This is a genomic window from Alishewanella maricola, assembly GCF_016343785.1.
Taxonomy (GTDB): domain Bacteria; phylum Pseudomonadota; class Gammaproteobacteria; order Enterobacterales; family Alteromonadaceae; genus Alishewanella; species Alishewanella maricola.
Genome location: NZ_JAEINI020000010.1, coordinates 66699 through 92630 on the forward strand (window position 1 = coordinate 66699; position 25932 = coordinate 92630).

Genomic DNA, 25932 nt, shown 5'->3' on the forward strand with positions numbered 1-25932 from the left:
TGCATGACTATTAGGGTATTAATCGTTGATGACTCAAGTTTTTTCCGCCGCCGATTAACCGAAATGTTATCGGCTGATGCCGAGTTAGAGGTGATTGATACTGCCAATAATGGGCAGGAAGCCATAGCGAAAGCATTAGCGTTAAAACCGGATGTGATCACCATGGATATCGAGATGCCCGTATTAGACGGTATCTCTGCGGTTCGCGAAATACTGAAAACTCAGCGTATCCCTATTTTAATGTTTTCTTCGCTAACACATGAAGGCGCGAAAGCGACCTTAGACGCGCTAGAAGCAGGGGCTGTCGATTTCTTACCGAAAAAATTTGAAGATATTGCCCGCGATAAGCAAGAAGCTATCGATGTGTTACGCGATCGCGTTAAAGCGGTTGCAAGACGTCGCCCCCTAGGTCGCAGTACATTCGCACACTCTCCGTTAGCAAAAACTGCTATGCCAACGACGCGCACCGCCGATGTAACAACGCGGCCATTAGCTGATGCCAGTCGCAGCCTCGCGGCTCGCAGTGCCATGCCACGGCCTACATTAACCCCACGCAGCTCTGCCGTGGCCCAAAGCAGTGGTAAAGAATACAAACTGGTTGCCATTGGTACCTCTACCGGTGGTCCCGTTGCTTTACAACGTATTTTAACGGCGTTACCCGCTAACTTCCCGTTACCGATTATCCTAATTCAGCATATGCCTGCGGCTTTTACCGGCGCTTTTGCGCAGCGATTAAACTCGTTGGCAGAAATTGAAATTAAAGAAGCCGAAGACAATGAACTGTTGCGCCCAGGTGTGGCTTATTTAGCGCCCGGCGGCAAACAAATGTTGGTGGATGGCAATGAAAGCCAAGCGCGTTTAAAAATCAAAGATGATGATTCCCCGCGAATTAATTTTAAACCCAGTGTGGATGTCACCTTTGCTACTGCCGCAAGGGTGTTTCAGCAAAAAGTGCTGGCGATTGTATTAACCGGTATGGGGTCTGATGGTCGCGAAGGTGCACGTATGCTGAAACAGCAGGGCGCAACCATTTGGGCGCAAGATGAAGCCAGTTGTGTTGTCTATGGGATGCCGCAAGCGATTGCAGCAGCAGGATTAATGGATGCGGAAGTGCCTTTAGCTGATGTGGCTGCAAGAATATTGACGGAACTAAAGCATGGATAAGTTGGCGTTTATTGGCTTTATACTGGCGGTAGTAGCGGTTGCTGGCGGCTTTGTTTTAGAAGGCGGTACCCTCAGTACCTTAATGCATTTACCGGCGTTTATTATTGTATTTGGTGGCACGCTGGGGGCAGTAATGTTGCAAACCCCATTTCAACAATTTCGCTTGGGCTTATCTATGCTGCCATGGGCTTTTTTACCCCGGGCGCTACCTGTACAACAAACCATGAACCGGATTGTTGAGTGGGGAAATTCAGCGCGTGCTAATGGCTTTTTGTCATTGGAATCGGCAGCACTAGAAGAATCCGATCCGTTTTTACATCGTGGTTTAAACTTGTTAGTTGATGGTGCAGAAGCCGACACCTTACAAAGCACCTTAGATGCTGAATTAAGTTTGACTCGCGAACGTTTACTGCGTGGCGCGCGTATTTTTGAAGCGATGGGTGGTTACAGCCCGACTATCGGTATTATTGGCGCGGTATTGGGGCTTATTCAAGCAATGAGTCATATCAGTGATCCTGATAGGCTCGGTTTGGGCATCGCCACTGCTTTTGTAGCCACCATTTATGGCGTTGGTTTCGCGAACCTTGTATTTATTCCTTTAGGGAACAAATTAAAAAACTTAGTTCAGCAACAAAGTCTTTATCACGAGTTGATTATTGAAGGCTTAGTGTCTATTGCCCAAGGGCAAAATCCGCGGACTATTGAGCGGAAACTTGCCGCCTATCGACCAGGTTAATGTATGTATCGACATCGAGGTTCTCAGCAACAAACTGAACGCGAAGATCTTGATCGTTGGCTGGTGTCCTATGCTGACTACATGACTTTAATGTTTGCCTTATTTGTTGTGCTTTATGCGTTATCTTTAGTCAAAAATGAAGAGTTTAGTGTACTCACCGATTCTATTACCAAAGTGTTTGATAAAACGGTCAAAGACCAAACCGCCGCCACCGGTGAAACCTTATTACCGTTAAGCAATAAACAAAGTGATTTTCCATTGTACGGCACTTCCCTTGAACCGGCGCAAGGGCCGGAACTGGTTGCCGACTCAGCGACCTTATCTGATGTCAGACAACGCTTTTTAGGCAGCGCCTTACAATCCATAGAGCAAGAGTTGACACAGGCGCTAAGTAATTTAATTGAACAAGGAGTCGCTAAACTTAGGCAAGATGAAGATTGGTTGGTGATCGAACTAAACAGCGGGTTATTATTTGCGTCAGGCAGCGCCACTGCAACAGAGTCAGCCCGTACTTTGTTAAAAGAAATTGGCAAAATCATTAATCCAATCAATAACTTTTTAAGAGTCAGAGGCTATACTGATAATATTCCTATCCGTAATGAAGTGTTTTCATCTAATTGGGAATTATCCGTTGCACGTGCCACTTCAGTGCTACGCTTATTAGAAGAGTCTGGTACGCCATCGCATCGTATGGCAATTGAAGGCTTCGGTCAGTATTATCCCAGTGCCGATAACAGTACCGCCAGCGGTCGGGCTGAAAATCGTAAAGTGGTGATTGCCATTTCTCGTTATGGTTATCGGCCCGAGCAGCTAAGCCCAGAAGCAGATGCCGCCTTAGAGCAGCAACTGCGTCAAGTCACTCAAGAAGATGGTTCTATTCAAGTTATTGCTTTACCTGGGGGCGGGATACGTATTACAACGCGTCAGGAAAACCCTGACGCCGTGCCGCAAGGACAGGATCCTAAATAGTGGTTATTTGGACAGTCGCAAATCAAAAAGGTGGAGTAGGTAAAACCACCACCACAGTGACGCTTGGTGGCTTGTTGGCCGAGCGCGGTCATCGTGTGCTGTTAGTCGATACCGATCCCCATGCTTCTTTAACCTATTATTTTGGTATTGATGCCGAAGAGCTAGAAGTGAGTGTGTTTGATATTTTTATGCGCGGTAAACAGATTACCCGTGAAGAAATATTACAATCGCTCTGCCCGACTCAGGCTGAAGGTTTAGATATTCTGCCCGCATCCATGTCGTTAGCGACTCTCGATCGCGCCATGGGCAATAAAGGGGGGATGGGCTTATTACTGAAAAAAGCCTTACAGTTAATTGACGCCGATTACGACTATGTATTGATTGATTGCCCCCCGGTGATGGGGGTTTTAATGGTCAATGCGCTGGCGGCATGTCAGCGCGTGTTAATACCGGTACAAACCGAGTTTTTGGCACTGAAAGGTTTAGAGCGTATGATTGCGACCATGGCGTTAATGCGCGGCTCTAAACAAGCTTTATCTTATACTATAATTGCCACTATGTACGACAAACGTACTCGAGCCTCGCTAGAAGCTTATAAAGCGTTAAAAGAGACGTATCAGGATCAGGTGTGGTCTTCTGTGGTGCCTATTGATACGAAGTTTCGCGATGCGTCGTTAGCACAAACGCCCCCGCATATGTTTGCCAGCAATGCTCGTGGTGTATTTGCTTACAATACGTTGCTGACTTATTTGCTGCAATTAACGCCGGAGGCTTAATATGAGCCAGTTAATTGCCAGTCAAAAAGTGATTCAAGGCTATTTAGATTCTTTACTAACCGAAGACGATGATCGCGCTGAGGTCGCCGTCAGCGCTGTTGCGGAAAAACAACGTGCTGAATTAAACACATTATTAGCGCAAGCTGTTACTGCGAAGCCCGTGGCTGCCCCAGCCGCCGCGGTTATTGTAAAAACGCCGGTTGAACCCGTTTTAGCACCGGCCAAACTGGCCGTGCAGCACACTGAGGTTGCCAGTAACAGAGCGATCCCCATAGCACAGCGTTTAGCGGCTAATACCGTTGCTGCTGCCTCCGATACAACGGCGAAAGCGTATCGAAAAGAACGGTTTCAAGTATTATTTTTTAATGTGGCCGGTTTAAAAATTGCAGTGCCATTGACTGAACTTGGTGGTATTCATGAGCTTAGAACCATTACCAGTTTATTTGGCAAGCCGAATTGGTTTCGCGGCGTGATGTTGTATCGTGAACAAAAAATCAATGTGGTCGACACCGCGCGCTGGGTCATGCCAGAAAAATATAACGAAACTCTGGAACAAGAGTTAAACTATAATTATCTCATTATGTTAGGGTCAAGTAATTGGGGGCTTTGTTGCGAAAGCCTGATTGATACCATGACCTTAGAACCTGAAGAAGTGAAGTGGCGTGAACACCAAGGCAAGCGCCCGTGGATCGCCGGATTGATCAAAGAACATATGTGTGTCTTACTTGAAGTTGACGAGCTAATCGCCTTGTTAAACCAAGGCCTCGATATCAACGCCCGCAGAAATAGAGCACGAGGAGCTGTAGATGAGTAATAAAGTTTCCCAATCGGCAGATAAAAAACAGGTTGTCGACGAAGTGTTGCAATGGGTAACCTTCCGTTTGCAGGAAGAAACTTACGGCATCAATGTGATGCAGGTACAAGAGGTGCTGCGTTACAGTGAGATCGCACCTGTACCTGGCTCACCAGATTATGTACTGGGCATCATTAATTTACGCGGAAACGTTGTTACCGTTATTGATACGCGGGCTCGATTTGGTTTACCTCCAGCCGAAGTCACCGATAATACTCGTGTGGTGATTATCGAGGCAGAAAAGCAAGTAATTGGTATTTTGGTCGACAGTGTCGCCGAAGTGGTTTACTTAAAACAGTCTGAGGTGGATAGTGCACCAAATGTCGGTACCGATGAAAGTGCGCGTTTTATTCAAGGTGTGTCTAACCGCGATGGTGAGTTACTCATTTTGGTTGACTTAAATAAAATGCTAAATGATGAAGAATGGGACGAGATTAACAGCCTTTGATGAACATACCCGTTTGGTTAGTCTGGCCGTTGTTAGGCCTAGGCATAGTCAGTGTGCTGTTTCTGGCCTTATGGCTGAGTAAGCGTTTGGCACAAGTTGAGCGTAAAGTCAGTCTACTAAGTGCTCAGCTTGAGAGCAGCCAGCAACACGCGGCCACAGCGCAGGCTGAGCTAGAAGAGCTGCGCTCAGGCGTGATTGGTGTTGGCCAGCGTGTACTCAATTTACAAGAGTCGCAACAGCGCTTAAAAAACCAATTAGCTGAGCTACACGAACAGCATCAAGTGATTGCGCTAAGCGATCCAGAGAGTAAAATTTATAGCCGAGCCATGAAGATGGTGGAGCTGGGCGCGGATCTCGAAGAAATTATCCGTGAATGTGAATTGCCACGCGCTGAAGCTGAATTGTTGGTCAATTTGCATCAACAAAAACAAGGTTAAGCCAAGCAGAGGTCGCTATGAGTGATCAGCCAGAGCAAAGCGCTACCGCGCTAAAATATGACGGCGCCGGCGCGCCCATTATTATTGCAAAAGGGCATGGCCAGTTAGCAGCAGATATTATTGCCCTAGCGCGTGAGCACGGTGTATTGATACATGAAGATGCCGAGTTATCTCGGCTGTTAAGCCAATTACAATTAGGCGATCAGATCCCTAAGGCCTTGTATCTGATTATCGCCGAGTTAATTGCTTTCTCCTATGTACTGCAAGGCAAGTTTCCTGAAAACTGGCATAACATTCATCAGCGTATTGACCTAAAAGCCTAACCCGCATGTTCTTGTTGTAGCCAAAGGGCTATTCAGCCGTTTCTGGCTTTTGCCATACTAGCGCTTTAAAGTGCTGACGACACATCGAAACATAACTTTCATTACCGCCAATTTGTACTTGCGAGCCCGCTGTCGCTGCCTGGCCATGTTCATCTAACCGCACCACAAAATTCGCTTTACGACCACAATGACAAATAGTTTTTAATTCAATCAATTTGTCCGCCCAAGCTAAAAGTGCCTGGCTTCCAGCAAAGGTTTCACCCAAAAAATCTGTACGTAAGCCAAAGGCCAACACCGGCACATTTAGCTCATCTACTACGTCTGTCAGCTGCCGCACCTGTGTTTTTGATAAAAACTGTGCTTCATCAATCAACACACAATCTAAACGACCTGCGGCTTTTTGTTGTTGCAGTGTAGTGAAAAAGTCGAATTGGTGATCAAAAATGTGCGCATCCATGGCCAAACCAATGCGCGAACTGACTTTACCTAAACCAAAACGATTATCTAAAGCGGCGGTGAAAATGGCCACTGTCATGCCGCGTTCTTGATAGTTATAGGCACTTTGCAGTAAAGAAGTGGATTTACCGGCATTCATTGCCGAATAATAAAAATACAATTGAGCCATTACGGTACCCTAAAAATGCTGACGGCGCAGTATAGAAACTTACTATAGAAAATCAGCTAGCTGCGCTTCAAGCCTAGCAGGATTTAACTGCCTGCTGCGGTTTAAATTAACCGGCAGCAGGGCGTTGATATGGTGTTAATTATCCGCAGTTTTAACCCTTTCTTGCGGTTTTTCAGCGCGCTTAACGGCGCTGTCATCTGCTTTTTTATTGTTTTGTGTTGGTTTAGCGGGTTGCACTTTTGGAAAGAATAAATTTAACGGATTTTGTTTTATTTGTTCGAACACACTTTTCAGTAACAACGAAAACTTACCAATTTGCGTGCCCCGTGCGCGCAGTGCCACGGTTAGGGCGAGAGTAAAGCTCACCCACAAATTAACAAAACCAATTAATAACACCATCACTAGATAAAACAAAAAGCCGAAGAGGCCCAAATCGCCATCGACTGTGCTGTAGCCTAAATTGGCTGAAGCAAAAGCGACATGCCGAATATCCAACGGTAAATCAAGCAAGTAGCCTAAGTAGCTGGTCATGCCCAATAACACACCAAAAAAGAAATTACCGGCCAAGGCGCCATAGTTTTCATGCCAATATTCGGCAAAAGCTTTACGCGCGCGCTGCGGTAGGAGCCGTTTCAGTAAAGGGTGTTGGTATAGCCGTAAATTTAATTCAAGGTAATTGGCGCGGTTTTCAAAAAAACCGGCAATAATGCCCGAGCAGAATAACCAAACCCCTGCAATAGCCGCAAAAAACAGTGAGCCATGCCAAGGCGAGATGGCATCTAACTGATAAGACACCGCCGCAGCATCTAAAATGGGGCGATCTTGCCAATACCAAAAGCTCAAGGCAATAATTGAAGCGGTTATCACGGCAATACTTACGTTACCCCATACTGCAGCCCACTGCGACCGATTTACGTCAATCAGTAAGGTGGCCAGTTTTTTATGGGCTGCCCGGCCGTTTTCACCTTTTTCAACTTCAGCGGCAAAACTGGCCGCAGTCATGGCTGGCTGCTTGGTGGCGACAGTCAGGCCTAACATATGAATGAGCACAAAACCTAAGCCATAATTTAAACTGGCCAGCGCAGCGGTAGAAAAGGGAGATAACCCTAGCGCTTGGATATGAATTTTAATCAGTGCCATCATGGCAATAATCACGCCTGCACCTGCGGCTGAGGCCACTAAACCAAAAAATTGGCTTTTATCGCGGGTGATGTAATGTTCACCATGGCTGCTTTTGTTCACGCTAATGCTTTTCGATAACAGCTGAGTACTGCTGCGCCATAGCGCACGGACGCTTTTTTTCTCGCGGCTGGTATACAGTAACTGCTCGGTTAACTCTAAAGTATGCCGGTGCAGCTCGGCGCGATCCTGACCGGTGATCAATATCACTAATTGTTCTATCCGGCTTAGCGTTTGCTCTAAGCGTTCTAACAGATGAGACACGGCCACCGTACTGCCTGCTGCTGCCGCACGGCGTCTTAAGCGGTCTATTTGCTCATAGCATTGCTCAACCATCACGATGTAATGTGCACAGTCGTAGAGCGGTAATTCGACATCCGGTTGTTTTTGCCGATAATGGCCCACTAACATATTTAGTTCACGATGCAGCGCAATAAATGCAGAATCAATGTTGTTGAGCCGCTTATCTAATCGCATCAGATCCGGCTCCATCTCTTCTGCAGCGATCCAGACACTGAGCATTTCCAGTGCACACAGGGCATCTTCATGCATGTGCTCTTCAAATGCCGTTAGTTTTTCTTTGCTGACTACGCTTAGAAAAAAGCTGCTGAACTCGGTAAACAAGCCTGGGCCATCAACATGCTCTTCATCATCAATAACAATTTTTTTAAAGACTTCGGCCAGCACATCTTTTAATTCGCTCAGATCCCGCGGTGCTGGGTTCACTTTTTCATAGAGGCGGCTAGATAATTCGCGAAAAAAACCGCGACGCGAAAAAACGCCAAGGCTGACTAATGCCGGATAGATATGCACACTGCACAGCCAACTGAACAAGTTGTTGGCAATCATTTCACTTTCAGCGAGATTTTGTTGCAGTGTTTCTAATAATTTTTTAGCGCGTTTTTTGCGCTCAAAGCTAAAGCGTGACTCGTTTACCCAGCCCACTAAGTGTTTTAGCAGGGGTAATCCTTCTTTTTCAGCGGCTAAAGCGCGAACGAGCATCAGCGCATTTAATTTATCCATTAACACCTCATACCCTATACAAGCCTATACTGCGTCGTTTTCATCAGCTGTTTGCTCTGCATAGCCACAGCATTTGCCAGTGCGCCCTTATGATACCGCAGTGTCATCTAGCTTGCGTAGTTTAAATTTACATTAGCCTTTAGACCTTTATTGGTTGTTTTACCTTAAAACAGGCATACTACCCAACAACAATATCGTTGATTTAAGGAAATAAAAGATGGAAAAGTGGTTATTATTGACCGTTTTTGCGCAAGTCGTGCTAACAAGCGTGGTCATGGTGCTGATGGGGCGGCGACGTTTCAAAGCGGCTCGTAACAAACAAATTAACATGGCCGCTTTTCAAACCATGGATTTACGTGGCGCGGATCAACAAGTCATAGCGACCGGCCGTAATTTCGATAATCAATTTCAGATGCCCATGCTGTATCTATTTAGTGTGTTATTTATATTGCAGTTTGGTTTGGCCGATTTGACCTTTTTGTTGCTCGGTACGGCCTTTGTGCTGCTACGTATCGCACATACCGTGGTGCATATTGGTAGCAATACCTTGCGTCCACGTTTTCGGTTATTTGTCTTAGGTTGTGTGGTGCTGTGGGTGATTTGGGGCCGTTTGCTGCTATTGGCATTATAGTTTGTGCATTTGTTAATAAAATACACCGGCTTGTACTTAGGCCTGAAAATAAAGGGTTAGTGCCTTAACCAACCAAAACAAAAATAGCAGGTAACGCAGAACTAACCCTAGAGTACACTGGGGTTTAGCTGCTATGATTAACCAAGACTAACCCTTGATTTGCCCTGAAGCGGTAGATCAGTAGTAGATGAGGTTATTTTGCTAAAAGCGTTATGCGGTTTGTTATGTTTAGGTGCTAGCTTTACAGTTTTTGCCGAGCCTTCGCCAGAACTATTAAAAGAGTTTGACCAGTTCTTTCAAGAACAAGTGCAGCAACAGCAAGTGCCTGGTGCCGCCTATGCTATTGTTTATAAAAACAAGATTATCCGCGCTAAGGGTTTTGGTGTACGTGAAGTGGGTAGCAAGCTACCCGTTGATGCTTTTACGGTATTTCGAATTGCTTCTGTTTCTAAAACCTTCGCCGGCGGGTTAGCCAGTATTCTTGCATCGCAAGGTCATTTTAAATGGGATGATCCGGTTAATCGCTATTTGCCTGATTTTTCGTTTAAAACGCGTTCGTTCAATAATAAATTAAAAGTAGAACATTTACTGTCGCAAAGTACTGGGGTAATTGCCAATGCTTATGACAACCTGATTGAGGCTAATTTTCAGCCTGAACGCATTTTACCACAATTTCAAAAGTTAGATCCGCTGTGTACACCCGGCCAGTGTTATGGCTATCAAAATGTCTTGTTCAGTTTAATTGAACCCATTATGCAGCAATCGACCTCGCAAGATTATGCCAGTTTGCTACGGCAGAATATTTTTGAACCACTGCATATGCCAACGGCATCGGTGGGCTATCAGGGGTTTTTAGATACTGAAAATCGCGCCATTCCCCATGTGAAAGCTAAAGGTAAATGGTATCCACGTACCGTTAGCGAAAGTTACTATCGTTTTGCACCTGCTGCAGGGGTCAATGCTAGTGCTATCGATTTAGGCTATTGGTTAATTGCGCAATTAGGTTATAACCCCGAGGTGCTAAATAGCGAACAACTGCAATATATGACGAACAAGCGTGTTCGCACAGTTCGCGATCTGCGCCGTCGTCAGTGGCGTGAGCATATTACCGATGCTCATTATGCCCTGGGCTGGCGCGTTTATCAGTTTGGTCAAGAGCAACTGGTGTATCACGGTGGTTGGGTTCAAGGCTTTCGTGCCGAATTAGCGTATTCTAAAGATCGTGAGTTGGGCTTAGTGATTTTATTAAATGCGGAATCGAATGTGGTTGCAGAATTAAGCACGCATTTTTGGTCAACCATGTTTACGGCAATGCAAAAAGAAGACAAAGCCAGTTTACTGGCAGGTTGCAAACTTTCCGAGAAAAACAGCACAAAAAAAGCGTCTAGCTGTTAAGCCTTGGCAACTTTCTGATATAAATCTAAATAGAAATCACATTGAATTGCTGGCGCTTGTGCCAGTAATTCTGCTTTGACTGCAGCACTGAACTTCCAACCTAATGGCACCATTGTGATCAACTGCATTAAATCGGTTGCCGTTAACTGCGTTAGCTGAAAACTCAACCGTTCTCTTGCAACATGCTGAAAACCTGTTATGTCAGTAACGGCATCACTGTGCAAACGTACTTCGCTATAAATCGCTTGTTTAAGTTGCAGCAAATGCTCAGGGGCGGGGGTAACGGTAAGTAAGTGACCACCCACTTTGAGCACACGGCTTAGCTCACTGGCTAAAGAGGGCGCATAAATACGCACTATGGCATCAAAATAGCCTGCGGCAAAAGGCAAGCTATAGGCACTAGCGACCGCAAAGTGAACCTGTGGATACTGTTTTGCTGCCGAGCGAATGGCACTTTTTGAAATATCGATACCATGCTGTTCTTCAATAGTTAATTGTTGCTGTAATAGGTTACTGTAATAGCCTTCGCCGCACCCCAGATCCAACAGAGTAGTGACTTGCAGCGGTTGTAACGTGGCGCCAACTTGCTCGGCCATGGGCCGATACCAATCGGCTTGCAAGAATGCGCGGCGGGCTTGCATCATCTCTTTATTATCACCTGGATCTTGCGAGTTTTTTTGCTGTACTGGCAACAGGTTAACGTAGCCTTCTTTGGCCTGATCAAAACTATGTCGATTGACACACTGATACTGTTTATTATTCAGAACTAAAGCTTGTTGACACAGTGGGCACAGGTACATAGTTAAACCAAGATAGCAAAAACGCTATTGTAGCAGTAGGCAAGCTTTCGTCGCAAAGCCTTGGTATACTGCGGCAAATTATGTGGGGGGTCTATGCAAGAATTGGAAATGTGGTCTTTAGATGAATTATGTGACCATGCCTTTGATATATTTGAAGAATTAGCAGCCGATAACCTATCTGCTGAAGACTATCAGTTTTATCAACAGCATTATGAAGCACGGGGCTATGTCGATTTGGTGGTGCCAGGTGCGGATTGGCTAGATACGGTCAACCAAGAGCTTGAACCGGAGCTGCACTTCGAGGCGCAAATTGGTGTGACGGGCGAGAACGGCAGTGCCGACTTGGTATTAGCCCGTATTTTGTTAAGTCGCGAAAAGCATGAGACCCTATGCCATGCGTTGTGGCGTGGGCAATAAAACGGATGATTCGGTAAGGGTGTTTTAGTCAAAGGGTTTAGTATAGGAGTCTCTATGTTATTGCAGGTACAACAGAGTCAGGTTTTGCTGATTGATATCCAAAGCAAATTGGCTCCAGCTATTGCTGATCAGGCGCAGCTGAGTCAGGCTGCCGCTTGGGTGTTACAAATTGCCAGCTTATGTGACGTGCCGGTAATAGCGACAGAACAGTATCCTGCTGGTTTAGGTCATACTATCCCCTCATTGCTCGAGTTACTTCCTAGTGGCGCGGTGCATGAAAAAATTCATTTTAGTGCTATGCGTGAACCCGAGATTGTTGCGGCTGTTGCCGCACAGCAACGGCCACAAGTGGTGGTGCTTGGCACAGAAGCGCATGTTTGTGTGTTGCAAACGGTGCTAGACTTACTTGCTGCCGGCTATCAAGTGTATTTGGTTAGCGAAGCAGTCGGCTCGCGTACGCCTGAAAACAAACAGTTGGCGCTTAGTCGCATGCAACAAGCCGGTGCAGTAGTGATCAGCAAGGAAATGTTAGCCTTTGAATGGCTAGAGCGCGCCGGAACAGAGTTGTTCCGGCAAATTAGCAAAGGGTGGATCAAATAAGCGTTTGGTCGTTTTGAGGCAAAACCTTATTGACCGAGCAGCTGTTCTAGCAAAAGCGCCAATCGCACCGCAGCTTGTTGTAAACGTTGCTCTAAATTAGCTTGATACTGTGCTAAATAGCTGTCGTCAATTAACATGCCTGGCCGATAATGCTGATAAATATCAAAGGTTAACCGTGCAGATTCATTTGCCCAATCTAACACGCTGCCTTGTTGCCACAGAGCGGTGTTTTCTGGGTTAATTTGCAAAAATAACCATTCTTGTCTCTGGTAATCTTCGTCATAACCGAGTTTGTGCAGCATGCTGCTATCCCAAATGCCGTGTAAATTAGCCGGCGTTTCTGGGTTATAAAAATACACAGCAGTGCGATTGCCGCCAAGATCATCGGCGTAACTGACATGCAGTGGCTGATGTAAGTCGCCAATATAATGCGCTAAAAATAACAAGGCTTGCCAGTCAGTCGCATCTGCGGTTAAACGCTGCTGCATATCGGCGATAGCCGATAAAATACAGCCTTGTTCTGGGCAGTGTTCATGCTTAATTTCTTGTTCTGGGCGCGGCATATTCACATAGTGATGGGGCGCACTCCAACGATATTCCTCTTCACTGCGCACTTCATCTGGCCACGCGCAAGCACTGGCGAATTCGGTATGGGGTGAGGCGGCAACTAAGCTCGCCACGTGCTGTTGGGTTTGTATCGACAGTAATTGTAAGCTCATATTACAGATCAGCGCATGCCCCGTGCGACCAAAACCAAAGCTATTGAAGCTTATTAACAGTGCACATAACACTAAAAAACTGCGCATATTTATTCTCCAACCAGTTGAGTAATACTAAAGCGGCTGGCCGCTTCACCGATCTGTTGTTGCACTTCGTTTAACGCCCTTTGCATGTCCTCAGCTAAGGTGTAAGGCGGGTTAATCACCAACATACCACTGCCCGTCATGCCATGCCCATGGCTATCGGCATGTAAATTAAACTCAATACGTAACTGATTTTTAATGCCAGTAGCAACAAGGCTATTTATAAAGGCTTCAACCGCGATGCGTTCAATCACCGGATACCAAATGGCATAGGTCGCTTGCGGAAAGCGTTTATAGGCCTCTTGTAAGCCTGTAACCAAGTCTTGATACTCGGTTTTTAACTCATAAGGCGGGTCTATTAACACTAAACCGCGCTTGACCAAGGGCGGCAGCATCGCTTTAAAGCCGGCATAAGCATCGGTATTTTCAATACGCGTATAACGGCGGCGCACAAATTGGCTTTTTAGCACCGGAAAGTCGGTAGGATGCAGTTCAGTGGCTTGAATATGGTCGTCATTACGCAGCATTAACGCGGCAATTTTCGGCGAGCCCGGATAAAAAGCCAGTTCGCAATCGGGGTTAAGTTGGTTAATTAGCGCGATATAGCGTTTTAATAAGGAGCTTTGCGCTTCGTATTGCCAAAGTTTAGCAATACCGCCTTGGTATTCAGCGGTTTTTAGCGCGTGTTCGCTTTGCAAACTATACAGGCCCGCGCCGGCATGCGTATCGTGATAACACAGCGGTTTATCTTTTTTTAGCAGGTAGTCTAAGATGGCTACCTCGGTAAGATGTTTTACCACATCGGCGTGATTACCCGCATGGTAGCTGTGACGATAACTGAGCATAAAAAAGAGCCTTGCTTTGCCATTTAAGGCGCCAAGGATACTGCGTTAACTTAAAAAAACAAGTGTTAAAACCATGGCACTAATAGCAATCGCTTTGCAGCAGACCCACGCGGACTCGGTGCAAGAAAAAACCAAGTATTGTCGGCGCCTAACTGCTAAAATCTGCGGCATACAGCAAGCGATAGCAAAATGCTAAAGAAACGGGAATGGGTATGTCACAACAACGGCCAAAAGGCGGCAAAGCAGCGGATCCGTTGCAAAAGCCTTGGATGAAAAACGCGAAATCAGCAGCAAATAAAGCAAAACGTCCGGTAGCCGCATTAAAACCGCAAACCGCTAAGCCGTTGAAAACCGTGTTGGATAACGAAGGTAAAATTTACGGTGAGAATGCCTGTCGGGTCATGTTTCAACAACGGCCAGAGTCAGTAATCCGTTTGTATTTATCGGCGCAGCTGGCACCAAAGTTTGCCGATATGATGAAGTATTTAGCCGCAGCGAAAAAAGCCTACCATATCGTTGATGATGCCGATCTTGAAAAAGTAGCCGGCAGTGGCCATCACGGTGGCATAGTGCTGCTGGTAAAACGTAAAGCGCAGCAAAAACTTGCTGACTATTTACAACAGAAAGGCCGCAAACAAGATTGTTTGCTGGCGTTAGATGGTGTAGGTAATCCGCATAATTTAGGCGCTATTACCCGCAGCTGTGCCCATTTTGGCGTGGGCGGCATTATTATGAAGCAGCCTGAGTTATTACAATCGGGCGCGGCGCTGCGCACCGCTGAAGGCGGCGGGGAATTTGTCGATGGTTTAAGTTGCGACAATCTGCCACTGGCGCTGAAGCTTTGTAAAGAGGCAGGTTATACGCTTATTACAACCTCTAGCCATGGCGGCAGCTCGTTATATAACACGCCATTACCGGCCAAAGTGGTGATTGTGTTTGGTGAAGAAATGTTTGGTGTATCGCAACATGTCGCAAAAAACGCGGACATCGCGCTGCAAATACCCGGCACCGGTAAAGTGGAATCGCTTAATGTGAGCGTGGCCGCGAGCTTAATTCTGGGTGAGTGGTATCGGCAACGAAGTTAGAGCGCGTTGTAGTATGGGTAACAGCGAGATTATTAGCGTCACTGTTACCCATCATTAAGGCGTATTCGCCAGTGAGCTTAGTGCTTTGGGTAAGGTTGAGCCAACATAACTAAAGCGCGGGATCAGTTCGCCAGCAATATCAACGTTTTCACTAAACATGGTGGCGGGGCGAGCCCACAGGCCAAAATCGCCGTACAGCGCACGATAGATCACTAGCCATTCGGCGGTTTCGCTATGCATAGCCAAGTCAACAACTTGGTAATAACGCCCTTTGTAGTGTTGATAATAGCCTTGTGGCAAGTCAGGCTTAGTGTTGTTGTTCATGCCAGCCCTCAAAAATGATTTGTGCCGACAGGCTGTCTACTTTGTCTTTACTCAGATTACGGTAACCGCCTTCTGCAAATAGTCTACTGCGCGCATCTGCGGTGGATAAACGCTCATCATGTAGCGCGACGGCTAAACCAAAGCGGCCATGGAGGCGGTTGGCGAATTTACGTGTTCGCACAGTAAAGTCTTGCTCAGTACCGTCCATATTAAGCGGTAAACCGACTAACAATAACTGCGGCTGCCAGTCTTTTATTAAGCGCTCAATCTGCTCCCATTCCGGAATGCCATCACGCGCTTTTAAAGCAGGAAGTAAGGTAGCACTGCCGGTTAATTCTGAACCGACAGCGACCCCGATACTTTTGGTGCCATAATCAAAACATAAAATGGTGCGATGTTGCATTAAGCGTGGCCAGCCTCGTTGGTTAATTGCCAAGGTTTAATGCCAATGGCCGCGGTTGCGGATTGCCATTTTTCAGCATGGATCAAATCAAAAATGATATGATTATCGGCAGGCACTACTAGCCAGCTATTATCTGCAATTTCTTGCTCTAACTGGCCGGCGGTCCAACCGGCATAGCCCAGCGCCAAAATAAACTTCTCTGGCGCAGCGGCGGTGGTTAAATCCATCAAAATATCTTTTGAGGTCGTGACCATTAAGCCGTTTTCCAATGGCATACTGCTATGATAGCCCGGTTTAGCGGTATGCAATACAAAGCCACGATCACTCTGTACTGGGCCTCCAGCACAAACTTGGCTACTAGCCACCGGGCTGTCGGCATCAAAGGTTATTTCGAGTTGTTTTAATAAATCCGCCACGCTGACCGGGAGAGGGTGATTGATAACAATACCCATAGCGCCTTCATCATTGTGCTCACAAACATAGGTTACACTGCGTTTGAACATCGGATCGTCCAAAGCAGGCATTGCAATGAGAAAATGGTTCTGAAATCCTTGCATACAACCTCCGCGATATCATTACGGCGTTAAGCGTGCTGCCAGGCGCTGTTCAATGGCGTCAAACAACATGCCGGTAATACTGATCGGAAAAGCGGCTTCGATTTCCCGAATACAGGTTGGACTGGTAACATTGATTTCAGTTAATTTATCGCCGATAACATCTAGACCGACGAAGATTAACCCTTTGGCTTTTAGTGTTGGACCGATGGCTTTAGCGATTTGCCAATCGGTTTCAGACAAGGCTCGAGCTTCACCTCGACCACCAGCGGCCAGATTGCCGCGTGTTTCCCCTGAAGCAGGGATCCTTGCTAAGCAGTATGGCACAGGTTCACCATCGATCACCAATATTCGTTTATCACCTTGGGTAATTTCTGGAATAAAACGTTGTGCCATAGCGTAACGACTGCCATGTTCAGTCAGCGTTTCAATGATGACACTGATATTCGGATCGCCCGGTTGTAAGCGGAAGATCGATGCGCCGCCCATACCATCTAACGGCTTCAAAATAATATCCTGCTCAGTTTTATAGAAGGCTTTTAAACGCGAAGGATCACGACTGACTAAGGTTTTAGGCGTAAACTGACTAAACCAGCTGGTGTAGAGTTTTTCATTGGCATCACGCAGGCTTTGCGGCTTGTTAACGATCAAAGTCCCCAAGTCTTCTGCTCGCTCTAGCATGTAAGTGGCATAAATATATTCGGTATCAAACGGTGGATCTTTACGCATCAGGATCACATCAAGTTCGCTTAGGGCGATATCCTGTTCTGTACCAAATTGATACCAGCTATGTTGATCTTGTTGTACCCGCAGCGTAACCGTACGGGCACGCGCTTGGCCTTGTAATAAATACAAGTCGGCCATTTCCATATAATGAATTTCATAACCACGATTTTGCGCCTGCAGCAGCATGGCAAAGCTGGAATCTTTATTGATGTTGATTTGGCTGATGGGGTCCATCACGATACCCAGTTTTATCGTCATAACATTTAACCTTAGGCAAGATCGCCAAATTGCAATTGCAAGGCACTAATGGCGGTTAGTGCAGCCGTTTCTGTTCGTAAAATGCGCGGTCCAAGCTGAATACCCGTAAACTGGGCTTGGGCCGTAGCGATGACTTCGGCATCCGTAAAGCCGCCTTCCGGGCCAATAACCAGCCGAATTGTTTGCGCTGGACTTAATGTTTTAATGGTGGCGCTGGCGCGCGGATCTAAGGTGAGTTTTAATTCTTTTGTTTGTTGGGCCAGCCATTGCGCTAAAGAAATGGCCGGATGCACCCTTGGCACAACACTGCGACCACTTTGCTCACAGGCACTTATGGCAATTTTTTGCCATTGCTCGTTACGTTTAGCCAATCGTTCGCCATCTAGTTTTACGCCACAACGTTCGGTAAACAGGGGGGTAATTTCAGTCACACCTAACTCTACGGCTTTTTGAATAGCGAAGTCCATGCGATCGCCGCGGGAAATACCCTGACCTAAGTGAATAGATAGCGGTGACTCAACCGGGTTAGCCTGTTGTGCCACAACCTTTACCTGCACTTGCTTTTTGCTAACATCAACAATGTGGCTATTGTAATTAAAACCATCGCCATTAAAGAGTTGTATGGCTTGGTCCGTTTGCATGCGTAACACGCGAGACACGTGATTTGCTGCGTCATCATCAAGCAGCAGTGTTTGATGAACACTCAACGTTTGAGGAGTATAAATACGAGGTATACGCATGCCGGCGGTTCCGATGCTAAAAGCGTTAATGTTAGCAGCCTGAGCTGCGGGTTCAAAATAAAAAACCGCTGCGAACAGCGGTTTTGCAAAGTGGCCGTAAACAGCTTAGCGCACGGGCACGTATTCGTAAGTTGATCCAAAGCCCAGTGGCAGATCTAATGCCCAGAACCCAAGCAAGAAAGCCGTCCACAATACAAGCATCACAACCGAGAAGGGCAGCATCAGTGCGACTAAGGTACCAATACCACTGTTTTTAACATACTTTTGGCAGAACACTACAATCAGTGGGAAGTAGGGTAACAGTGGGGTGATGATGTTGGTTGAAGAATCACCTACCCGATAAGCCGCTTGCGTTAAGTCAGGCGAAATGCCTAATTCCATCAGCATTGGCACCATAATGGCGCCAATCAGTGCCCATTTAGCCGATGCTGAACCGACCACTAAATTGACGAAGCCGGATAAGAATACAATACCCACCAGCGTCATACTCAAAGGCAAGCCCATAGCCTTTAAAGCATTAGCGCCTTTTACGGCGAGTAACACACCTAGATTAGATTGGTTAAAAGCGTATAAAAATAGTGCACAGAAAAATGCCATCACAATGTAATAGCCCATACCGCTCATAGCATGGCTCATGCCCTTGACCACATCGCGGTGATTTTTAACCGAGCCAGACACATAACCATATACAATACCTGGCACTAAAAAGAACACAAAGATAATGGTCACAATCGATTTCATTAGTGGTGCGGCGGCAGTAAGCAATGGGTTTACACCGGCTAATACCTCTTCTGGTTTAGCTGCCCAAGGTGTTTGTTCTGGTACCACGATACTTAAGGCAAGTAAGGCGATAACCGCTAACATCGACAAGCCTGCTGCTCTTAAACCACGAGATTCATTAGGCGATAAAGCTTCCATGGTCACCATTTGTGACGTATCACCATCAACTTTAGTTGTTTTTAAGCGAGGTTCAATTACTTTATCCGTCAAGACCCAACCAATGACAATAATTAAAAAGGTTGACGCAGTGGTAAAGAAATAGTTATTCAGCGGGTTGATGGTGACGCTGGGGTCAAGAATTTGTGCTGAGGTTTGTGTTAATCCGGCGAGTAACGGATCTAGGCTCGATGGCACAAAGAAAGTAGCTGAGAAGCCGCCGGATACACCCGCGAAGGCGGCAGCAATACCAGCTAATGGATGACGACCTGCAGCATAAAATATCACTGCGCCAAGCGGCACCACGAGCACATAGCCTGCATCAACCGCAACGTGACTGAGTACACCTACCGCAACAAGTACTGGGGTCAGTAGCATTTTCGGGGTAACGGATAAAATTGAGCGAAGGCCAGCATTAATAAAACCGGTATATTCGGCAACGCCCAAACCTAGCATAGCAACCAGTACCACACCTAGCGGCGGGAAGGTGACAAAAGTATTGACTATATTGGAGGTGAAGTTCGTTAACGCTTCACCCGAAAGCAAGTTGACTATGGCGATTTGTTGACCAGAGCGAGGGTCCAGCTCATCAAAGCTCACCCCCGACAGTAACCACGAGGTTACCCAAACAATCACCATTAACAATGCAAATAATACGGCAGGATCGGGCAATTTATTACCCACCACTTCAATCGTATTGAGCGCACGATTCATCCAGCCATTGTTATTGGCTGCGGTTTGTTCAGACATAACATATCCTTTTTTTATTTTTTATTGTGTACTCACTGTTACAGTGAATGACCCTGGAAGGTACAACTAACCAATAATCATACACAAAAGTTAGCGTCAGGTAAGCGGCAAATCAGCTGAACGGCCATTAAAAAAAGAAAAAAGGAGAGCTGAGCTCTCCTTTTTTTAGTTTTTATACAACAACTGTTTATTTTGCGTACTGACGCAGTAACTCGGCTTTATCGGTTTGTTCCCACGGGAACTCGTTGCGGCCGAAATGACCATAAGCGGCCGTAGGCAGATAAATTGGTCTTTCCAGTTGCAACATTTCAATTAAACCATGTGGGCGCAGATCGAAATGTTCACGCACCAGTTTAATTAACTCATCTTCACTCAGTTTGCTAGTACCGAAGGTTTCTAAGCTGATGGAAGTTGGTTCAGCTACGCCGATGGCATAAGACACTTGTAATTCAAGACGTTCGGCCAAGCCGGCAGCCACTAAGTTTTTCGCGACATAACGTGCAGCGTAAGCCGCTGAGCGGTCAACTTTTGATGGGTCTTTACCTGAGAAAGCGCCACCACCGTGACGTGCCATACCACCGTAAGAGTCAACGATGATTTTACGACCGGTTAAACCACAGTCGCCCATCGGACCGCCGATGACGAAACGGCCAGTAGGGTTAATAAAATATTTGGTTTTGCTGGTGAGCCATTCTGCCGGTAATACTGGCTTGATAATGGTTTCCATAACGGCTTCACGCAAATCAGCGGTGCTGATGGTGTCACAATGCTGTGTCGACAAGACTACTGCATCAATACCGATGGGCTTACCGTCTTCATAAATGAAGCTTAACTGCGATTTCGCATCGGGACGTAACCACGGTAAGGTACCGTCTTTACGTACTTGCGCCTGACGCTGTACTAAACGGTGCGAATAAGTAATAGGAGCAGGCATCAAAACGTCGGTTTCGTTGCTTGCATAGCCAAACATTAAACCTTGGTCACCTGCGCCTTGCTCGCTTGGATCGGCACGGTCAACACCTTGGTTGATGTCAGGAGATTGTTTACCAATTGCGTTTAACACTGCGCAAGAGTCAGCATCAAAGCCCATGTCTGAATGGGTATAACCAATTTCACGCACGGTTTTGCGAACGATCTCTTCGATATCAACCCAAGCTGAAGTAGTGATTTCACCACCCACAAGCACCATACCGGTTTTAACGAAAGTTTCACACGCAACACGTGCTTTACTGTCTTGTTCTAATATTGCATCCAGCACTGCGTCTGAAATCTGATCGGCAATTTTATCCGGATGTCCTTCAGAAACTGACTCAGACGTGAAAATATGTTGTGCCATTAGTTGTTTTCCACCACGTTGGTTAATGCGGAATGCGCCAAAGCGCCTGTCTAAAATTACGCCTATTTGCAAAAGCTTGTACCGGCAAGCAATGCCAGTGCAGGTTGCAAAGTGATGGGCGCCAAAAAAATAGCCGCTAATTTTAGTGAAAATTGCGGGTAATTACCAGTAATATTTGACGCCCAGACGTCTTTCTTTCCGTCAATTACGCCAGGCGCTGTTTTTAGATCAGATGCCAAGGAAATAAAGGCATCTAGCAAGATTAACATTTGCCATCTGCCGGCAGCTGAGTGAAAATAGTGGTAATTTAAGCAGCAAGCTAGGCGCTTAACTTGCCTTGCGCCCAATTTTCAGGAGTAAACATGCCATCTCGTAAACAACTTGCTAATGCTATCCGTGCACTCAGCATGGATGCGGTACAACAAGCTAAATCGGGCCACCCAGGTGCACCCATGGGCATGGCAGATATTGCCGAAGTACTCTGGCGAGATTACTTGAAGCATAACCCAACCAATCCAAATTGGGCTGATCGTGATCGCTTTGTGTTATCAAACGGCCATGGCTCAATGCTGATTTATTCTTTACTACATCTTAGTGGTTATCAATTAAGCATTGACGATCTAAAACAATTTCGTCAATTACACTCTAAAACCCCGGGTCACCCAGAATACGGTTATGCCCCCGGTGTAGAAACCACTACGGGTCCATTAGGGCAGGGTATTACCAACGCCGTAGGTATGGCTTTAGCAGAAAAAGCCTTAGCCGCACAATTTAATCAGCCAGGTTTTGATATCGTTGATCACTTTACTTACGTGTTCTTAGGCGATGGCTGCTTGATGGAAGGCATTTCGCATGAGGCCTGTTCTTTAGCGGGTACTTTAGGCTTAGGTAAGCTGATAGCCTTTTGGGATGATAACGGTATCTCTATCGATGGCCACGTTGAAGGCTGGTTTACTGATAATACTCCAGCACGCTTTGAGGCCTATGGCTGGCACGTTGTGCCGAATGTCGATGGGCATGATCCTGAAGCAGTAAAAGCGGCCATTGAGCAAGCGCGTGCGGTTACCGATAAGCCTACCTTGATTTGTTGTAAAACGGTGATTGGTTATGGTTCACCAAATAAAGGTGGTAGCCATGATTGTCATGGTGCACCGCTGGGCGATGCCGAAATTGCCGCTGCTCGCGCCTTTTTACAATGGCCACATGCGCCTTTTGATATTCCTGCTGATATTTATGCAGATTGGGATGCGAAAGCCACTGGCCAACAAGCAGAAGCTAAGTGGCAACAGCTTTTTGCTAGCTATCAAGCCGCTCACCCCGCTTTAGCTGCGGAGTTTTTACGTCGTAGTAGCGGTGCATTACCGGCAAATTGGGCTGAGCAAAGCCAGGCCTATATCGCCAAGCTACAAGCTAACCCGGCAACGATTGCCACGCGCAAAGCATCGCAAAATGCACTAAATAATTTTGGCCCCTTATTGCCTGAGTTTATGGGCGGTTCGGCTGATTTAGCCGGTTCTAACCTGACTATTTGGTCGGGCAGTAAGCCTCTGACTGCCAAGGATGCCAGCGGTAATTATGTTTATTACGGCGTGCGTGAGTTTGGTATGTCAGCCATGATGAATGGTATTGCCTTGCATGGCGGCTTTGTACCATATGGTGCGACTTTCTTAATGTTTATGGAATATGCACGCAATGCCGTGCGCATGGCCGCACTAATGAAGCAACGGGTTATTTTTGTTTATACGCACGACTCGATTGGTTTAGGTGAAGATGGTCCAACACACCAACCGGTAGAGCAACTGGCCAGCTTACGTGTTACCCCTAATTTAATGAATTGGCGTCCTTGTGACCAAGTTGAATCAGCGGTGGCTTGGCAACAAGCTATTGAGCGAACTGAAGGACCAAGCAGCCTGATTTTTACGCGTCAAAACTTGGTGCAACAAACCCGTAATGCTGAGCAATTAGACGCGATTAAACGTGGTGGTTATGTGCTATTAGATAGCACTGATGCACCTGAACTGATTTTTATTGCCACAGGTTCAGAAGTAGAACTGGCTATGCAAGCAGCAAAACAATTACAAGCTGACGGAAAAGCGGTACGAGTTGTTTCCATGCCATCTACTGATGTGTTTGAGCAACAAGATGCTACATATCGTGAAGCCGTTTTGCCAAAAGCCGTGACCAAACGTGTTGCGGTAGAAGCGGGCATTACAGATACATGGTATAAGTATGTGGGTTTGAACGGTGCCATCATTGGTATGAACTCTTTTGGTGAGTCAGCACCGGCAGAGCAATTATTTGCTCACTTTGGTATTACTACCGAAAAAGTACTTGAGGCTGCTCAGCAATTACTGAGTTAAGTTAAGCTTTTATAACGGCTCTTATTGAGTCTGTGCTGTTCATTTCAACGCTAATGGGGCCAACAATGCCTCGTTACGCCAGCAAGGATGCATGAGGTAAAGTGGTGATGAATTGCATCATCACTCTGCTTCATTTCATATTAGCACGGCGCGTTAGGTGCACAGTATTACCCGCAGATAAGGTTCTTGCAGTTACGTTTATGGCAATAAAACTGGCAATAAATGGCTTTGGCCGTATTGGACGCAATATCTTACGTGCTATTTATGAAAATGGCTGGCAACAGCAATTTCAAGTCGTCGCGATTAATGAATTGGCCGACGCAGCTGGTGTCGCACATTTATTAAAGTATGACAGCTCGCATGGTCGATTTGGTTATGCTGTGCAATCGTTTCCGGGTGGGATAACGGTGGCTGGCGATAATATTGCCCTGTTTGCAGAGGCCGATCCGCTGGAATTACCCTGGCGCGAATTAGCAGTAGATGTGGTACTGGAATGCACCGGCATTTTTTCTACGCGAGAGCACGCACAGTGGCATCTCGATGCGGGTGCCAAGCAAGTGTTATTTTCACATCCCGCGGCAGCTGACATTGATGCCACTATTATATTTGGTATTAATCAGCATTTACTCGAATCGAGCATGCAAGTTATTTCAGCCGGTTCTTGCACTACCAATTGTATCGTGCCGGTGATTCAGGTGCTCGATCAGCATTTTGGTGTGGAAAGCGGTACCATCACAACGATTCATGCCTCGATGAATGATCAACAAGTAATCGATGCTTATCATCCCGATCTACGCCGCACGAGAGCGGCCAGTCAATCGATTATACCGGTGGATACCAAATTAGCCTTGGGTATCGAACGCATCATGCCACACTTGGCCGGCCGTTTTGAAGCCATTGCAGTGCGGGTGCCTACGTTAAATGTCACGGCAATGGATTTAAGCGTGACTTTAGATCACGATGTCAGTATTCATGATATTAATCGGGTGTTACGCGAAGCCAGCCAACAAGCATTGCGCGGTATCCTAGATTATACTGAAGAGCCTTTGGTTTCTGTCGATTTTAATCATGATCCACATTCCTGTATTGTTGATGGCTCGCAAACGCGGGTTAGTCATAAACGATTAGTTAAGTGTCTAGTTTGGTGCGATAACGAATGGGGTTTTGCCAATCGTATGTTGGATACCGCCAGAGCTATGGCAGGGTAAGCTTTTTGCAATGGAGAATAAAATGTCAGTAATTCGCATGTCCGAACTGGATCTTAGCGGTAAAAGAGTGTTAATCCGCGAAGATTTAAATGTCCCTGTTAGTGAGGGGGTTGTTACCTCTGATGCACGCTTAAGAGCGGCAATGCCAACCATCGAGTTAGCGTTAAGCAAGGGCGCCAAAGTGATGGTGATGTCGCATTTAGGCCGACCTGAAGAAGGCGTCTTTGACAGCGCATCATCAATGCAACCTGTGGCTGATTATTTAGCAAAAGCTCTTACTGTTCCTGTGCGGTTAGTAGCCGATTATCTCGAGGGGATCGAGGTTAACGCTGGTGAAGTGGTGGTTTTTGAAAACGTGCGCTTTAACAAAGGCGAAGGCAAAAACAATGACGAGTTGGCAAAAAAGTTAGCGGCATTATGTGATGTGTTTGTGATGGACGCTTTCGGTACTGCGCACCGCGCACAAGCGTCTACTCACGGTGTGGCTAAGTACGCACCTGTTGCCTGTGCGGGCCCTTTGCTCACCGCTGAATTAGATGCCTTAGCCGCAGCGCTGAAGAATCCGAAACGACCATTGGTGGCTATTGTCGGTGGTTCTAAAGTGTCAACTAAACTCACGGTGCTTGAATCTTTATCCAATATTGTGGACCAACTGATTGTCGGTGGTGGTATTGCCAATACCTTTATTGCCGCAAATGGCCATAATGTCGGTAAATCGTTATGTGAAAATGATTTAATCCCAGAAGCGCAGCGCTTGATGGCGCAAGCAAAAGCGCGCGGTGGCAACATTCCTGTACCCACAGATGTCGTGGTGGGTAGCGCCTTTAGTGCTGACACAGTAGCGGTTTTAAAACCGGTTGCTACAGTTAACCACGATGACATGATCTTTGATATCGGACCAGACAGCATTGCAGAACTTACCGCTATACTAAAACAAGCCGGCACGATAGTCTGGAATGGTCCTGTTGGGGTATTCGAATTTGCGCAGTTTGGCGCAGGTACTGAAGCTTTAGCTCGCGCTATTGCAGAAAGCTCAGCGTTTTCTATTGCAGGTGGAGGTGATACCTTAGCTGCAATTGATAAATATGGTGTAGCGGCAGATATTTCTTATATTTCAACCGGTGGTGGTGCCTTTTTAGAGTTTTTAGAAGGTAAAACTTTACCCGCGGTCGCCATTTTAGAAGAACGTGCAAAAAAATAACAAAATAACAAAACTAAAATCTTACTA

The 25932-nt window shown here is 46.4% G+C and carries 28 protein-coding genes; 16 read left to right on the forward strand and 12 right to left on the reverse strand.

All coding sequences use genetic code 11. The features are described from left to right. The first annotated feature begins 3 nt into the window (after window positions 1-3). Genes JAO78_RS13285 through JAO78_RS13320 form a run of 8 tightly spaced genes read left to right on the forward strand, consistent with a single transcriptional unit; the run spans window position 4 to window position 5706 of the window. Complete coding sequence (locus JAO78_RS13285; RefSeq protein ID WP_226751844.1) at window positions 4-1164, forward strand: protein-glutamate methylesterase/protein-glutamine glutaminase; 1161 nt, start codon at window positions 4-6, stop codon at window positions 1162-1164. After that, a complete protein-coding gene (locus tag JAO78_RS13290; RefSeq protein WP_226751845.1) occupies window positions 1157-1900 on the forward strand; it encodes a flagellar motor protein in 744 nt (247 codons plus the stop codon). The genes JAO78_RS13285 and JAO78_RS13290 overlap by 8 nt, the downstream gene beginning before the upstream one ends. A gap of 3 nt (window positions 1901-1903) precedes the next feature. Then, window positions 1904-2869, forward strand: coding sequence for an OmpA family protein (locus tag JAO78_RS13295; protein WP_226751846.1), 966 nt, complete (start codon window positions 1904-1906; stop codon window positions 2867-2869). Continuing rightward, window positions 2869-3645: a ParA family protein gene (locus JAO78_RS13300; RefSeq protein ID WP_226751847.1), complete on the forward strand. Its 777-nt coding sequence runs from the start codon at window positions 2869-2871 to the stop codon at window positions 3643-3645. The genes JAO78_RS13295 and JAO78_RS13300 overlap by 1 nt, the downstream gene beginning before the upstream one ends. A gap of 1 nt (window position 3646) precedes the next feature. After that, on the forward strand, window positions 3647-4459 hold the full coding sequence (locus tag JAO78_RS13305; RefSeq protein WP_226751848.1) for a chemotaxis protein CheW: 813 nt from the start codon (window positions 3647-3649) through the stop codon (window positions 4457-4459). Further along, on the forward strand, window positions 4452-4946 hold the full coding sequence (locus JAO78_RS13310) for a chemotaxis protein CheW (RefSeq protein WP_226751849.1): 495 nt from the start codon (window positions 4452-4454) through the stop codon (window positions 4944-4946). The genes JAO78_RS13305 and JAO78_RS13310 overlap by 8 nt, the downstream gene beginning before the upstream one ends. Further along, window positions 4946-5383, forward strand: coding sequence for a DUF2802 domain-containing protein (locus JAO78_RS13315; RefSeq protein WP_226751850.1), 438 nt, complete (start codon window positions 4946-4948; stop codon window positions 5381-5383). The genes JAO78_RS13310 and JAO78_RS13315 overlap by 1 nt, the downstream gene beginning before the upstream one ends. A 17-nt stretch (window positions 5384-5400) precedes the next feature. Continuing rightward, the gene (locus JAO78_RS13320) at window positions 5401-5706 is read left to right on the forward strand and encodes an EscU/YscU/HrcU family type III secretion system export apparatus switch protein (RefSeq protein WP_226751851.1); all 306 of its coding nucleotides are present in this window, start codon (window positions 5401-5403) and stop codon (window positions 5704-5706) included. Window positions 5707-5734: 28 nt separating this feature from the next. On the opposite strand, the gene JAO78_RS13325 is transcribed toward JAO78_RS13320, so the two are convergent. Beyond that, on the reverse strand, window positions 5735-6331 hold the full coding sequence (locus tag JAO78_RS13325) for a thymidine kinase (protein WP_226751852.1): 597 nt from the start codon (window positions 6329-6331) through the stop codon (window positions 5735-5737). A 135-nt stretch (window positions 6332-6466) separates the two neighbouring features. Continuing rightward, entirely contained in the window at window positions 6467-8533 is a 2067-nt protein-coding gene (locus JAO78_RS13330) for a site-specific recombinase (protein ID WP_226751853.1), read from the reverse strand. A 217-nt stretch (window positions 8534-8750) separates the two neighbouring features. On the opposite strand from JAO78_RS13330, the gene JAO78_RS13335 reads away from it, so the two are divergent. After that, window positions 8751-9164 carry an MAPEG family protein gene (locus tag JAO78_RS13335; protein ID WP_226751854.1) on the forward strand — a complete coding sequence of 138 codons (414 nt, stop codon included), beginning with the start codon at window positions 8751-8753 and terminating at the stop codon, window positions 9162-9164. 198 nt (window positions 9165-9362) lie between these two features. Then, complete coding sequence (locus JAO78_RS13340; RefSeq protein WP_226751855.1) at window positions 9363-10559, forward strand: serine hydrolase domain-containing protein; 1197 nt, start codon at window positions 9363-9365, stop codon at window positions 10557-10559. Here JAO78_RS13340 and rlmA read toward each other — a convergent pair. After that, window positions 10556-11359 carry a 23S rRNA (guanine(745)-N(1))-methyltransferase gene (gene rlmA, locus JAO78_RS13345; protein WP_226751856.1) on the reverse strand — a complete coding sequence of 268 codons (804 nt, stop codon included), beginning with the start codon at window positions 11357-11359 and terminating at the stop codon, window positions 10556-10558. The genes JAO78_RS13340 and rlmA overlap by 4 nt on opposite strands. Before the next feature lie 93 nt (window positions 11360-11452). On the opposite strand from rlmA, the gene JAO78_RS13350 reads away from it, so the two are divergent. After that, a complete protein-coding gene (locus tag JAO78_RS13350) occupies window positions 11453-11776 on the forward strand; it encodes a DUF440 family protein (protein ID WP_226751857.1) in 324 nt (107 codons plus the stop codon). Between the two features lie 54 nt (window positions 11777-11830). Beyond that, the gene (locus tag JAO78_RS13355) at window positions 11831-12376 is read left to right on the forward strand and encodes a hydrolase (RefSeq protein WP_226751858.1); all 546 of its coding nucleotides are present in this window, start codon (window positions 11831-11833) and stop codon (window positions 12374-12376) included. 26 nt (window positions 12377-12402) lie between these two features. Here JAO78_RS13355 and JAO78_RS13360 read toward each other — a convergent pair whose 3' ends face one another. After that, a complete protein-coding gene (locus tag JAO78_RS13360; protein WP_226751859.1) occupies window positions 12403-13182 on the reverse strand; it encodes a S1/P1 nuclease in 780 nt (259 codons plus the stop codon). Window positions 13183-13184: 2 nt separating this feature from the next. Next, entirely contained in the window at window positions 13185-14024 is an 840-nt protein-coding gene (locus JAO78_RS13365; protein WP_226751860.1) for a 23S rRNA (adenine(2030)-N(6))-methyltransferase RlmJ, read from the reverse strand. A 212-nt stretch (window positions 14025-14236) separates the two neighbouring features. Here JAO78_RS13365 and JAO78_RS13370 point away from each other — a divergent pair, with 212 nt between their 5' ends. Further along, window positions 14237-15109, forward strand: coding sequence for a tRNA/rRNA methyltransferase (locus JAO78_RS13370; RefSeq protein ID WP_226751861.1), 873 nt, complete (start codon window positions 14237-14239; stop codon window positions 15107-15109). A 54-nt stretch (window positions 15110-15163) separates the two neighbouring features. Here JAO78_RS13370 and JAO78_RS13375 read toward each other — a convergent pair whose 3' ends face one another. From JAO78_RS13375 to metK, 7 genes are all read right to left on the reverse strand, one after another. After that, window positions 15164-15433, reverse strand: coding sequence for a DUF1653 domain-containing protein (locus tag JAO78_RS13375; RefSeq protein ID WP_226751862.1), 270 nt, complete (start codon window positions 15431-15433; stop codon window positions 15164-15166). Beyond that, window positions 15417-15836 (reverse strand): Holliday junction resolvase RuvX, encoded by a 420-nt coding sequence (gene ruvX, locus JAO78_RS13380; protein WP_226751863.1) that lies wholly within the window; start codon window positions 15834-15836, stop codon window positions 15417-15419. Before ruvX ends, JAO78_RS13375 begins: the two co-directional genes overlap by 17 nt. Beyond that, the gene (locus JAO78_RS13385) at window positions 15836-16393 is read right to left on the reverse strand and encodes a YqgE/AlgH family protein (protein WP_226751864.1); all 558 of its coding nucleotides are present in this window, start codon (window positions 16391-16393) and stop codon (window positions 15836-15838) included. Before JAO78_RS13385 ends, ruvX begins: the two co-directional genes overlap by 1 nt. A gap of 18 nt (window positions 16394-16411) precedes the next feature. Further along, window positions 16412-17374, reverse strand: a complete 963-nt coding sequence (gshB, locus tag JAO78_RS13390; RefSeq protein ID WP_226751865.1) for a glutathione synthase — start codon at window positions 17372-17374, stop codon at window positions 16412-16414. Between the two features lie 11 nt (window positions 17375-17385). Further along, on the reverse strand, window positions 17386-18114 hold the full coding sequence (rsmE, locus tag JAO78_RS13395) for a 16S rRNA (uracil(1498)-N(3))-methyltransferase (RefSeq protein WP_226751866.1): 729 nt from the start codon (window positions 18112-18114) through the stop codon (window positions 17386-17388). A 105-nt stretch (window positions 18115-18219) separates the two neighbouring features. Then, the gene (locus JAO78_RS13400) at window positions 18220-19800 is read right to left on the reverse strand and encodes an AbgT family transporter (RefSeq protein WP_226751867.1); all 1581 of its coding nucleotides are present in this window, start codon (window positions 19798-19800) and stop codon (window positions 18220-18222) included. 187 nt (window positions 19801-19987) lie between these two features. Then, on the reverse strand, window positions 19988-21136 hold the full coding sequence (gene metK, locus JAO78_RS13405) for a methionine adenosyltransferase (RefSeq protein ID WP_226751868.1): 1149 nt from the start codon (window positions 21134-21136) through the stop codon (window positions 19988-19990). A 362-nt stretch (window positions 21137-21498) separates the two neighbouring features. Between metK and tkt the strand changes: the two genes are divergently transcribed. The 3 genes from tkt to JAO78_RS13420 all read left to right on the forward strand — a co-directional run bounded on the left by tkt (window position 21499) and on the right by JAO78_RS13420 (window position 25905). After that, window positions 21499-23496 (forward strand): transketolase, encoded by a 1998-nt coding sequence (tkt, locus tag JAO78_RS13410; RefSeq protein WP_226751869.1) that lies wholly within the window; start codon window positions 21499-21501, stop codon window positions 23494-23496. A gap of 200 nt (window positions 23497-23696) precedes the next feature. After that, window positions 23697-24704, forward strand: coding sequence for an erythrose-4-phosphate dehydrogenase (gene epd / locus JAO78_RS13415; RefSeq protein ID WP_226751870.1), 1008 nt, complete (start codon window positions 23697-23699; stop codon window positions 24702-24704). A gap of 22 nt (window positions 24705-24726) precedes the next feature. After that, window positions 24727-25905, forward strand: coding sequence for a phosphoglycerate kinase (locus tag JAO78_RS13420; protein WP_226751871.1), 1179 nt, complete (start codon window positions 24727-24729; stop codon window positions 25903-25905). Window positions 25906-25932 lie beyond the last annotated feature (27 nt).

Coding starts and splice junctions, on each gene's coding strand:
- JAO78_RS13335 (WP_226751854.1), top strand. CDS start 8,751: ATGGAAAAGTGGTTATTATTGACCGTTTTTGCGCAAGTCGTGCTAACA.
- gshB (WP_226751865.1), bottom strand. CDS start 17,374: ATGACGATAAAACTGGGTATCGTGATGGACCCCATCAGCCAAATCAAC.
- JAO78_RS13310 (WP_226751849.1), top strand. CDS start 4,452: ATGAGTAATAAAGTTTCCCAATCGGCAGATAAAAAACAGGTTGTCGAC.
- tkt (WP_226751869.1), top strand. CDS start 21,499: ATGCCATCTCGTAAACAACTTGCTAATGCTATCCGTGCACTCAGCATG.
- JAO78_RS13315 (WP_226751850.1), top strand. CDS start 4,946: ATGAACATACCCGTTTGGTTAGTCTGGCCGTTGTTAGGCCTAGGCATA.
- JAO78_RS13370 (WP_226751861.1), top strand. CDS start 14,237: ATGTCACAACAACGGCCAAAAGGCGGCAAAGCAGCGGATCCGTTGCAA.
- metK (WP_226751868.1), bottom strand. CDS start 21,136: ATGGCACAACATATTTTCACGTCTGAGTCAGTTTCTGAAGGACATCCG.
- JAO78_RS13325 (WP_226751852.1), bottom strand. CDS start 6,331: ATGGCTCAATTGTATTTTTATTATTCGGCAATGAATGCCGGTAAATCC.
- JAO78_RS13320 (WP_226751851.1), top strand. CDS start 5,401: ATGAGTGATCAGCCAGAGCAAAGCGCTACCGCGCTAAAATATGACGGC.
- JAO78_RS13350 (WP_226751857.1), top strand. CDS start 11,453: ATGCAAGAATTGGAAATGTGGTCTTTAGATGAATTATGTGACCATGCC.
- JAO78_RS13365 (WP_226751860.1), bottom strand. CDS start 14,024: ATGCTCAGTTATCGTCACAGCTACCATGCGGGTAATCACGCCGATGTG.
- JAO78_RS13305 (WP_226751848.1), top strand. CDS start 3,647: ATGAGCCAGTTAATTGCCAGTCAAAAAGTGATTCAAGGCTATTTAGAT.
- rsmE (WP_226751866.1), bottom strand. CDS start 18,114: ATGCGTATACCTCGTATTTATACTCCTCAAACGTTGAGTGTTCATCAA.
- JAO78_RS13290 (WP_226751845.1), top strand. CDS start 1,157: ATGGATAAGTTGGCGTTTATTGGCTTTATACTGGCGGTAGTAGCGGTT.
- JAO78_RS13330 (WP_226751853.1), bottom strand. CDS start 8,533: ATGGATAAATTAAATGCGCTGATGCTCGTTCGCGCTTTAGCCGCTGAA.
- JAO78_RS13355 (WP_226751858.1), top strand. CDS start 11,831: ATGTTATTGCAGGTACAACAGAGTCAGGTTTTGCTGATTGATATCCAA.
- JAO78_RS13285 (WP_226751844.1), top strand. CDS start 4: ATGACTATTAGGGTATTAATCGTTGATGACTCAAGTTTTTTCCGCCGC.
- epd (WP_226751870.1), top strand. CDS start 23,697: ATGGCAATAAAACTGGCAATAAATGGCTTTGGCCGTATTGGACGCAAT.
- ruvX (WP_226751863.1), bottom strand. CDS start 15,836: ATGCAACATCGCACCATTTTATGTTTTGATTATGGCACCAAAAGTATC.
- JAO78_RS13375 (WP_226751862.1), bottom strand. CDS start 15,433: ATGAACAACAACACTAAGCCTGACTTGCCACAAGGCTATTATCAACAC.
- rlmA (WP_226751856.1), bottom strand. CDS start 11,359: ATGTACCTGTGCCCACTGTGTCAACAAGCTTTAGTTCTGAATAATAAA.
- JAO78_RS13385 (WP_226751864.1), bottom strand. CDS start 16,393: ATGCAAGGATTTCAGAACCATTTTCTCATTGCAATGCCTGCTTTGGAC.
- JAO78_RS13420 (WP_226751871.1), top strand. CDS start 24,727: ATGTCAGTAATTCGCATGTCCGAACTGGATCTTAGCGGTAAAAGAGTG.
- JAO78_RS13400 (WP_226751867.1), bottom strand. CDS start 19,800: ATGTCTGAACAAACCGCAGCCAATAACAATGGCTGGATGAATCGTGCG.
- JAO78_RS13360 (WP_226751859.1), bottom strand. CDS start 13,182: ATGCGCAGTTTTTTAGTGTTATGTGCACTGTTAATAAGCTTCAATAGC.
- JAO78_RS13295 (WP_226751846.1), top strand. CDS start 1,904: ATGTATCGACATCGAGGTTCTCAGCAACAAACTGAACGCGAAGATCTT.